Here is a 5,560-nt window from a genome sequence, read left to right as displayed (position 1 = left end):
CCGAAGGTGAACAGCGTGCCTTCGGCGGCCGGCCCGGCAATCGAGGCAAACTCCTTGTCGGCCAGCGCGTCGCCGGCCATCAGCACGGTCTGCAGGCCCTGGTCGCGCATCTGGCGCAGGATCAGGCCGGATTCCTGATGGTAGCCGCCGACATAGACCAGATCGATCTTCTCAAGCTTCAGCCGCGACACGATGGCATTAAAATCCTTGTCGCCCTTGTTATAGGATTCGTGCACCTTTTCGGTGATGCCGGCCTTGTTGAGCGCCTTCTTCGTTTCGTCGGCGAGGCCTTTGCCGTAGGTGGTCTTGTCGTCAAGGATGGCGATGTTCTTGCCCTTGTAGTTTTTCGCAATGAACTCGGCGGCGACCAGGCCCTGCTGATCGTCGCGGCCGCAGACCCGGGCCACGTTCCAGAGCCCGCGCTCGGTGAACAAGGGGTTGGTCGATGCCGGGGTGATCTGCAGTACGTTGCCGTCGGCATAGGCTTCGGAGGCCGGGATCGACGACGATGAACAATAGTGGCCCGCCACGAAGGGGATTTTCGCACTGGCGATCTTTTCCGCCACCGAACGCGCCTGCTTGGGGTCGCAGGCATCGTCTTCAGCATCCAGCACCAGCTTCCTGCCGAGCACGCCGCCGGCGGCGTTGAGGTCGGCCACCGCCTGATTGGCGCCGTTCTGCATCTGCCGGCCGAAAGCCGATTCGCCGCCGGTCATCGGGCCGGCCGTGGCGATGGTTAAGTCCTCTGCCAGTGCGGTCGTCGACAGCGCCAGCGACGCGCCCAATGCCAAACCGATCCATTTCAGTGATTTCATGAGGTGTCCTCGCGGGTAAATCGCTACGGGAAATACCGGGCACGCCGGTTTCAAAACGCACACCCATTGTCGGCTGATTTTGCCGCGATGTCATCGGTAAATTTAAGGCAGGTATCGCTTCGAGCCGACGTCATTCCGGGGCGCGAACCGCAGACCGGGAATCTCCCCATGCCGGGTATGCGCTTCGCGCACCCCGGAATGACGGCAACCCAACGGCACGCTAGGCTCGCCGGCCGCCTTCCAAATAGGCAGCGCGGATTTCCGGGCGCTGCAGCAGTTCGGTGCCGGTTCCGCTCAATGTGATCAGGCCGTTGACCATGACGTAGCCGCGGTGGGCGAGCCGCAGCGCATGATTGGCGTTCTGCTCGACGATCAGCACGGTGAGGCCGTCCTTTTGGTTCAGGGTCCGGATCGCCTCGAAAATCTGCCGCGCGATCAGTGGGGCGAGGCCGAGCGAGGGCTCGTCCAGGAGCAACAGCCGAGGGCGGCTCATCAGCGCGCGTCCGATCGCCAGCATCTGCTGTTCGCCGCCCGACAACGTGCCGCCGCGCTGGGTCATGCGTTCCTTGAGCCGCGGAAACAGCGACAGCACGCGTTCGAGCCCGGCCAATCGGTCGGCCTCGCCAGAGTCGGTGGCGTCGGCGCCCATCTGCAGGTTTTCCGCGACGCTCATGCGCGGGAAAATCCGGCGCCCTTCGGGCGCCTGGGCGATCCGCAGCTGCGCGATCTGATGGGTCGGCACCTCGGTGATATCGCGGCCGTCGAACAGGATTTTCCCGGCACGGGCGCGTGGCTTGCCGAAGATCGTCATCATCAGCGTCGACTTGCCGGCGCCGTTGGCGCCGATCAAAGCGACGATCTCCCCCGGGCTGATCTCGAGATCGACGCCCTTCAGCGCCTCGATCTTGCCGTAGGCGGCGCGCAAGGACCTGATCGCGAGCATGGGGGAGGAGGTTGAGGTCATCGCCTGACCCCATCGCATGACGAGAGTATCTCGTGCCGCCTCACAACCCCAACTCCGCTTCCGTGGCGGCGACCTCATCGTCCTCGACGCCGAGATAGGCCGCGATCACCTTGGGATCGTCCCGGACCTCTCGCGGCGTGCCCTCGGCGATCTTGACGCCGTAATCCATCACCACGACGCGGTCGGAAATTTCCATCACCACCGACATATCGTGCTCGATCAACAGGATCGAGGTGCCGTGGTCGGCGCGGATCGTCAGCAGCAGCGCGCTGAGCGCCGCACTTTCGCGCGCGTTCAGTCCGGCGGCCGGCTCGTCGAGGCAGAGCAGCGCCGGCTCGGTGCACATCGCGCGGGCGATTTCCAGCCGGCGCTGATCGCCGTAAGGCAGATTGCCGGCGGCATCGTCGGCGCGGTCGATCAGCCCGATGCGGTCGAGCCAGAGCGTGGCCTGATCGATGGCGTGCTTTTCCGCCCTGCGCCAGGAGGGCACGCCGACCAGGCCGAGAAAGGTCAGGCCGGAAGCGCGCATCAGCGCATTGTGTTGCGCCACCATCAGGTTTTCCAGCGCGGTCATGCCGGGAAACAGCCGGATGTTCTGGAAGGTGCGCGCGACCTTTGCCTGTTTTGAAATCCGGAAATCGTTCAGCCGCTCGAGCTGGATTTCCCTGTTGTCGTCGTGGGTCAGCCTCAGGGTGCCGGAGGTCGGCTTGTAGAAGCCGGTAATGCAGTTGAACACGGTGGTCTTGCCGGCGCCGTTCGGCCCGATCAGCGCGGTGATCTCTCGCCGTCCGGCGGCGAACGACAGATCCTTGACGGCGACGATGCCGCCGAAGCGCATCGACAGATGATCGACGGCGAGAATGTGGCCGGCGCCGCTCATCCCGCCCCCTCCTTGACGAGGTCGGAGGAGATGGCCTGGCTTTTTTTCAGGAACACCGTCGGCGCGCGATGGCCGATCAGCCCGCGCGGTCGAAAGATCATCAGCAGCACCATGGCGACGCCAAATACCAGCATGCGGTACTGGTCGAAACCGCGAAACAGCTCGAAGCCGCCGATCATGGTCAGCGCCGCGAGCGCGACGCCGAGCTGCGAACCCATGCCGCCGAGCACGACGATCGCCAGCACCAGCGCCGATTCCTGGAAGGTGAAGGATTCCGGACTGATAAATCCCTGCCGGGTCGCGAAGAACGCGCCGGCGAACCCGCCGAACATGGCGCCGGTCGCGAATGCCGTTAGTTTGGTGGTCGTGATGTTGATGCCGAGCGCGCGGCAGGCCACCTCGTCCTCGCGCAGCGCCTCCCAGGCGCGGCCGATCGGCAAACGCCTGAGCCGGATCGTCACCCAGTTGGTGAGCAACGCCAGCGCCAGGATCAGGTAAAACAGAAAAACGATGCGATGGGTCGGCGAGAATTCGATGCCGAGTTTGGCTGCAAGTCCATCATCGCCGGGGGTCAGCGGAATGCCGAACAGGCTCGGCCTGGGAATGCTGGAAATGCCGTTGGGACCGCCGGTCAGGCTCTGCCAGTTGGTGATAACGAGCCGGATGATCTCGCCGAATGCCAATGTCACGATGGCGAGATAGTCGCCGCGCAGCCGCAGCACCGGAAAACCCAGCATGACGCCCCAGAGCGCCGCGAGGATGCCGGCAAGCGGCAGGCAGATCCAGAACGATAGCCCGAAATTGGTCGCCAACAGCGCGTAGGAATAGGCACCGACGGCATAAAAGGCGACGTAACCGAGATCGAGCAGCCCGGCAAGGCCGACCACCACGTTCAGCCCCCAGCCCAGCATGACATAGGTCAAAACCAGAATGCCGAGATCGAGAATGTAGCGCTGATCGTAGAAGATCACCGGCACCAGAAAGGTAAAGATCAGCAGCAAGGGCGCGATCGCGCGCCGTGCCAGCGCCAGCGCGTGCGCGACCTCGGGCGGAACGATCCTGACGGTGCCGGCCCGCCCCCACCACCGCCGCAACAGTTCGACCAGGATGCTGCCGAAGAACACGGTAGCGACCATCGCGGCGAGTTCGGGAAACCGCGTCCAATAGATCAATTGACCGGTCGGTCCGGCTTCGGTGCGAATGCCGATCATCAGCGAAAACAGCACCAGCGCCACCAGGGCGCTGATTGAGGCTTTCTTGAAGATGAAGGCTGCGCCCGTGGCGCGTGACGCAGACACTGAAATTGGCTGGGATGCGGTTGCTGTCACGCCGCCGCCCGTCAAACTTTTTCAACTTCGGGCCGGCCGAGCAGGCCGGTCGGCAGGAAAATCAGTACGATGATCAGGATCGAGAACGCCGCGACGTCCTTGTATTCGATGGAAAAATACGCCGACCACATGGTCTCGATCAGCCCGATCGCGAGCCCGCCCAGCATCGCGCCCGGCAGCGAACCGATGCCGCCGAGCACCGCCGCGGTGAAGGCCTTGATGCCCGCGACAAAGCCCATGTAAAAGTCGACCAGACCATAATACAGAAGATACATCATGCCCGCGACCGCAGCGAGCGCGGCCCCGATCACGAAGGTCATGGAGATGGTGCGGTCGACATCGACCCCGAGCAGCGCCGCCATGGTCTGGTCCTGTTCGCAGGCGCGCATGTCGCGGCCAAGCCGGGTCCGCGCCACCAGCCAGGTGAAGCCCGCCAGCAGCACCACGGTGGTGACGACGACGATGATCTGCACATTGGACAGCCGCACCACGAACCCGTTCCGTTCCAAAAGGGTGTAGCCGCCGGTGATGATCGGTGGCACCGGCTTGACCCGCGCGCCCTGCGCCACCTGCGAGTAATTCGACAGCACGAACGACATCCCGATTGCCGACAGCATCGGGGCGAGGCGGAACGAGTGCCGCAGCGGCCGGTAGGCAATGCGCTCGACCGTCCAGCCATACAGCGCGGTTATCGCCATCGATACCAAAAGCACGATCAAGAGGATCACCGGGACCACGGTGAGGCCGAGCGAAACCAGGATCAAAAACGTGATCAGGGCGATAAAGCCGCCGATCATGAAGATGTCGCCATGGGCAAAATTGATCATGCCGACGATGCCATAGACCATGGTGTAGCCAATGGCGATCAGGCCATAGATCGAGCCGAGCACAATACCGTTGATCAGTTGCTGGGCGAAATAGTCCATAAGCTGCCGTTGTTTGAGCATTTTCCGGCAAGTTGGAATTCAATTCGCCGCAAGAAAACGCTGGCTTCCATCAGATGCGCGACGATGGCCCCGGCAGCCGGAAGAACGCACCGTCGCACTTTCTAACAGCGGGAACCCGGCGCGGCAACAGCGCGGGGAGCAACAAGAAGGGCTTGTACCGGGATAGTTTCAGTCCCGGGCGGTTTCGCCGCCACATTTGCGGCAAATCTTTGCCATGTAATGACCGCTGCGGAACCCCGAGGTTCCGCGCAACTATTTCCGCCTTTTGCCGTTGACCCCTCCCGATACGTTCAACAAGGGAGACCTCGATGTCGAACCAGAACCAGAATCCGGGCCAGCAGAACCAGAATCCAGGTCAGAATCCGAGCCAGAAGCCCGGTCAGCAGCAGGGCGGCGGCCAGAAGCCTGGCCAGCAGCAGCAGGATCCGAACCGTCAAGGTCAGAATCCCGACCAGCAGGGCAAGGGCGGACGATAGTCCGGAGGTCGCTTGGTCCCAGACGTCGTCGCTGGACCAGGCCTGGGTCAAGCTGAGAGCAGGGTCCCGCCGCAGGGCGGGACTTTGCTTTTTCCAGGGGGCCGGCGACCCCGGTCGTTAAGGTAAACAAAGGGTTTAAATTGCCGATCG

Annotated in this window: 6 protein-coding genes; 1 reads left to right on the top strand and 5 read right to left on the bottom strand. The window is 63.1% G+C overall.

Annotation, left to right across the window (positions count from 1 at the left end):
- The 5 genes from ABSG20_RS28460 to ABSG20_RS28440 all read right to left on the bottom strand — a co-directional run.
- A partial coding sequence (locus tag ABSG20_RS28460; protein ID WP_423867795.1) for a branched-chain amino acid ABC transporter substrate-binding protein occupies window positions 1-815 on the bottom strand: 815 nt, incomplete at its 3' end.
- A gap of 220 nt (window positions 816-1,035) precedes the next feature.
- The gene (locus ABSG20_RS28455) at window positions 1,036-1,779 is read right to left on the bottom strand and encodes an ABC transporter ATP-binding protein (RefSeq protein WP_423867794.1); all 744 of its coding nucleotides are present in this window, start codon (window positions 1,777-1,779) and stop codon (window positions 1,036-1,038) included.
- A gap of 40 nt (window positions 1,780-1,819) precedes the next feature.
- Window positions 1,820-2,659 carry an ABC transporter ATP-binding protein gene (locus tag ABSG20_RS28450; RefSeq protein WP_423867793.1) on the bottom strand — a complete coding sequence of 280 codons (840 nt, stop codon included), beginning with the start codon at window positions 2,657-2,659 and terminating at the stop codon, window positions 1,820-1,822.
- On the bottom strand, window positions 2,656-3,963 hold the full coding sequence (gene livM, locus ABSG20_RS28445; RefSeq protein WP_423867797.1) for a high-affinity branched-chain amino acid ABC transporter permease LivM: 1,308 nt from the start codon (window positions 3,961-3,963) through the stop codon (window positions 2,656-2,658). The genes ABSG20_RS28450 and livM overlap by 4 nt, the downstream gene beginning before the upstream one ends.
- Before the next feature lie 35 nt (window positions 3,964-3,998).
- A complete protein-coding gene (locus ABSG20_RS28440; RefSeq protein ID WP_423867796.1) occupies window positions 3,999-4,913 on the bottom strand; it encodes an ABC transporter permease subunit in 915 nt (304 codons plus the stop codon).
- A gap of 329 nt (window positions 4,914-5,242) precedes the next feature.
- On the opposite strand from ABSG20_RS28440, the gene ABSG20_RS28435 reads away from it, so the two are divergent.
- On the top strand, window positions 5,243-5,410 hold the full coding sequence (locus tag ABSG20_RS28435) for a hypothetical protein (protein WP_423867792.1): 168 nt from the start codon (window positions 5,243-5,245) through the stop codon (window positions 5,408-5,410).
- The last annotated feature ends 150 nt before the right edge of the window (window positions 5,411-5,560 follow it).

The organism is Bradyrhizobium sp., assembly GCF_049512235.1.
Taxonomy (GTDB): Bacteria; Pseudomonadota; Alphaproteobacteria; order Rhizobiales; family Xanthobacteraceae; genus Bradyrhizobium.
This window is presented reverse-complemented; position numbering and strand designations above follow the sequence as displayed.

Excerpts from the sequence above, each read along its gene's own strand:
- ABSG20_RS28440 (WP_423867796.1), bottom strand. The coding sequence starts at position 4,913 with ATGGACTATTTCGCCCAGCAACTGATCAACGGTATTGTGCTCGGCTCG.
- ABSG20_RS28450 (WP_423867793.1), bottom strand. The coding sequence starts at position 2,659 with ATGAGCGGCGCCGGCCACATTCTCGCCGTCGATCATCTGTCGATGCGC.
- ABSG20_RS28435 (WP_423867792.1), top strand. The coding sequence starts at position 5,243 with ATGTCGAACCAGAACCAGAATCCGGGCCAGCAGAACCAGAATCCAGGT.
- ABSG20_RS28455 (WP_423867794.1), bottom strand. The coding sequence starts at position 1,779 with ATGACCTCAACCTCCTCCCCCATGCTCGCGATCAGGTCCTTGCGCGCC.